Below are 3,793 nucleotides of genomic sequence, written 5' to 3'. Positions count from 1 at the left end.
ATAGTTTAGATTCTTTTTTCTTTAAATTATTATAGAATATATGGTAGTTTTTAGTTATGTTAAATATAAGTCTCGTAAATAGGAATATAAGAAAATGAACAAGGAAGAGTTAGTGAATGCTGTTGCTAAAAAAGCAGATTTAAAGAAAAAAGATGTTGAAGAGTATGTAAATGCTTTTGTTGCTGTGGTAAGTAGTGCTTTAGCTAAAGGTGAAGAGGTTAGATTAATTGGTTTTGGTACTTTTGCTACATCAAAAAGGGCTGCTACTACAGGTCGTAATCCTAAAACCGGTGAGCCTGTAAAGATTGCTGCTAGAACTCAACCTAAGTTTAAAGCCGGTAAAGCTATTAAAGAAGCGGTTAATGAAGTTGTTAATTCTAAGAAGAAGTAATTATAGTAAGTATACTATAATTAACTAAGCGTTTAGTGTAAATTGTAGCAACTATAGCTACTGATTGTAACCACTTGCTAAACTTGGAGGCATCATCTCTGGTAATTTTTGCAAAATCTATTACAGTTTTACCCCTAATTTTGCTTGATTTTCATTTAATACCTTCAATCGTTTGTCGTACTGCTTAATCCACCCATAAGCCCTAAATTTACTAACGCTTGGAACATATAAATAACAGTTTTATGATAATTCATTATTTATAAAATCTCTATTGTTGTAAATTTTACAAAATGTACATACATTCATTCCCATAAGTATAACTTTTTTTGCTGCTGTATTAAAATATTAGTAGTTGCCATAGCGATAATAAGAGCATGATCCACATGCTAATATTATATCAATTAACAATACTTGTGCTATATCCCATAAAAAGGTAAGATCAATCATTAATTGTTTGTCCTTATTAGAAAATTACTTATAAAATACTATGCTACTCTACCACATAAATAAATCGTATTTAGAGCTAAAAAAGCCTTTAAAGAACCAATCTTTAAAGGCTTTTTATAATTTTAATAAAATAATTAGAAATTATTACTTTTTATCTTCTAAAATTCCTTCATTATTTTCAGTAAGGTTAAGTTTTTGTATAATTTCTTGTTTAATTAAATCAGATCTTGTACCAAAAATAGCTTGAATTCCATCTCCTATTTTCAATACTCCGGAGGCTCCTAAGCTTTTTAATTTAGGAATGTTTACCATATTAGAATCTCTAACGGTTATACGTAACCTAGACATACAAGCTCCAACATCAATCATATTATTTACTCCTCCAAAAGCTATAATAATCTCTCCGGCTAGATCTGATAAATTAGAAGAAACTTTTGTATCGGTTACTTCCAAGACTGCTTCTTCTCTACCGGGTGTCATTAAATTAAATTTTAAAATAGCAAATCTAAATAGCGAATAATAGATAACGGAATATCCTATACCTAATAATGGTACATACATCCAATTAGTTTTAGCTTCCCCTTGTAAAATTCCAAATAAGGTAAAATCTATTAATCCACCGGAGAAGGTTTGCCCAATAGTAATTTGAAAAATATGGGTTAGCATAAATGCAAGACCTGCTAATACCGCATGAATAGCATAAAGCACTGGTGCAACAAATAAAAAGGTAAATTCTATCGGTTCAGTAATCCCCGTTATCATGGCTGTAAGAGCTGCTGAAAATAATAAACTTCCTACTATTTTCTTATTTTCAGGTTTTGCACAATGATATATTGCCAATGCTGCTGCCGGCAATCCAAAAATCATAAAAATCATTTTCCCAGCCATAAATCTAGCAACCCCTATGCTAAATTTCTGCACTGTTGGGTCTGCTAATTCTGCAAAAAAGATATTTTGTGCTCCATAGATTAATTTTCCCATTACTGTTGCCACACCACCAACTTCAGTTTGCCAAAAAGGCATATAGAAAATATGATGTAACCCAAATGGTATTAAAGAACGTTCTATAAAGCCATAAATAAAAGTTCCAAAATACCCAGTACTATTCACTAATTCTCCTAAAATTCGAATAAGTTGCTGTATCGGAGGCCAAATTACAATCATTAAAGCCCCCACTACAATAAAAGAACAAGCTGTAATAATTGGTACAAATCTAGCTCCATTAAAAAAAGCTAGAAATGCCGGTAGTGAAAAATCTATAAATTTGTTATGTAAATATACTGTAATTAATCCTACAATAATACCTCCAAACACCCCCATTTCTAAACTTTGAATGCCTAAAACATAGGTTTGCCCTACTGCTGCTAGATTATCAACAGTTAACTGAGAATTAATATCTAATATAACATTAATTACCTTATGCATTACTAGAAAACCAATTGTCCCAGCTAATCCTGCGGCACCATGTTCTTTATTAGAAACTCCTACACAAATACCAATAGCAAATAGTAAGGGTAGATTAGCAAAAACAATACCACCTGCTCCTGACATTAAATGAAAAATACTTTGTAGAATATAATTATTGAATATAGGATAAGCCTCAACAGTGCCAGGATTTGATAAAGAACCACCAACCCCTAGCAAAATACCTGCGGCTGGTAACAATGCAATAGGAAGCATAAAAGCTCTGCCAACTTTTTGTAATAATGCAAAAGCTCCCCCACCGGTTTTGGTATGTGTAAGCATACTCATTTTGTTCTCCTTTTATGTTTAATAGATACTTTTTTAAATATATCACGATCATTTAAAATTGTATATTATTATTTATAATACGTGTTACATGGATTCTTTCAAACAAAATATATAGAATATATCTTCATTATTATAATTTGTTGACAAGCTATTAGTTTTAAATATCAAGTATAAGATACCGATAATTTTATACTAAAAAAAGTTTAAAAGTAAGTAAAACAGATGTTTATAGATTATTTTAGTATAAAATATTTTATCTAAGCATATGCTTTGTATATTTATTTAATATATAATACTACCTCACTTAATTAAGTCTATTTATATAGAATGTACCCATAAGAAAGTTTATTAATCATATCTAGTATTACACATTAATTATGACACTTTTATAAAAAATTATGATACTTTATGATTTTGTATGTATATCAGTATTAGTTAATTGTTTTTGTAGAGTGTACTTAGTTCTAGATTTCCAATTTTTATATGCTAAAAAGAAAATTAACCCATTTAAAAATGTAATAGATAATTCAAACCAACTACTTACATAATAATTGTAAACCTGTAGAGTAAGAAAAAATACAGTAGCACTTAATATCATAGCAAAAATACCATAAAACCACCCCTCAATTACTCTAGAACAAATAAAGTATACAGTTATTAAGATATTTGCTAATACTAAACAACTCATTAACACTATAATAGAATTTATAAAACTAGAAGGATCCCAACTATAAATTTTTACTAATATTACTATAATTATATTAATAAGCACACTCAGGATGATATCTACTTTAGATATATGTTTTGTAATAACGTATTGATTAAGTTGATTTTTTTTCCACATAATAAAACCATAAATCACGAATAAATTTAACCCCAACCAATATATTGCTACTAATCCCATAGCATACTGTAGATTGTTAGTCATCGCAAAGAAGTTATAACCCATCTCAAAAGAACTTAACAAAATATATAGCTCTGCAAATAGAAACAACCAAATGTTCCCAACAATTGCAAAAATAATAGCCATTACTCCAAAGAAAATGGTTAAGATAGGAGTAATTCTATATTCCATAGAAATTGAATAAAAGATAAAAGTTACTATTAGTAATAAAGTTGCTATTCTAGTTTTTTTAATTTCTACTAACAAATTTTGTAGCATTATTTTTCACCTAACTTTTAATAAATAAATTTATATTCTTT

General features: G+C 28.8%; 3 protein-coding genes. 1 reads left to right on the top strand and 2 read right to left on the bottom strand.

Going from position 1 to position 3,793, the window contains the following annotated elements:
- The first annotated feature begins 94 nt into the window (after positions 1–94).
- Positions 95–391: an HU family DNA-binding protein gene (locus tag ACQCX0_RS00775; protein WP_462562191.1), complete on the top strand. Its 297-nt coding sequence runs from the start codon at positions 95–97 to the stop codon at positions 389–391.
- A gap of 591 nt (positions 392–982) precedes the next feature.
- Here ACQCX0_RS00775 and ptsG read toward each other — a convergent pair.
- Positions 983–2,590: a glucose-specific PTS transporter subunit IIBC gene (ptsG, locus tag ACQCX0_RS00770; protein WP_462562190.1), complete on the bottom strand. Its 1,608-nt coding sequence runs from the start codon at positions 2,588–2,590 to the stop codon at positions 983–985.
- A gap of 406 nt (positions 2,591–2,996) precedes the next feature.
- Positions 2,997–3,752, bottom strand: a complete 756-nt coding sequence (locus ACQCX0_RS00765) for a hypothetical protein (RefSeq protein WP_462562188.1) — start codon at positions 3,750–3,752, stop codon at positions 2,997–2,999.
- Positions 3,753–3,793: the final 41 nt, after the last annotated feature.

The organism is Candidatus Hepatincolaceae symbiont of Strigamia maritima (assembly GCF_055505085.1).
This window is presented reverse-complemented; position numbering and strand designations above follow the sequence as displayed.

Excerpts from the sequence above, each read along its gene's own strand:
- ACQCX0_RS00775 (WP_462562191.1), top strand. The coding sequence starts at position 95 with ATGAACAAGGAAGAGTTAGTGAATGCTGTTGCTAAAAAAGCAGATTTA.
- ptsG (WP_462562190.1), bottom strand. The coding sequence starts at position 2,590 with ATGAGTATGCTTACACATACCAAAACCGGTGGGGGAGCTTTTGCATTA.
- ACQCX0_RS00765 (WP_462562188.1), bottom strand. The coding sequence starts at position 3,752 with ATGCTACAAAATTTGTTAGTAGAAATTAAAAAAACTAGAATAGCAACT.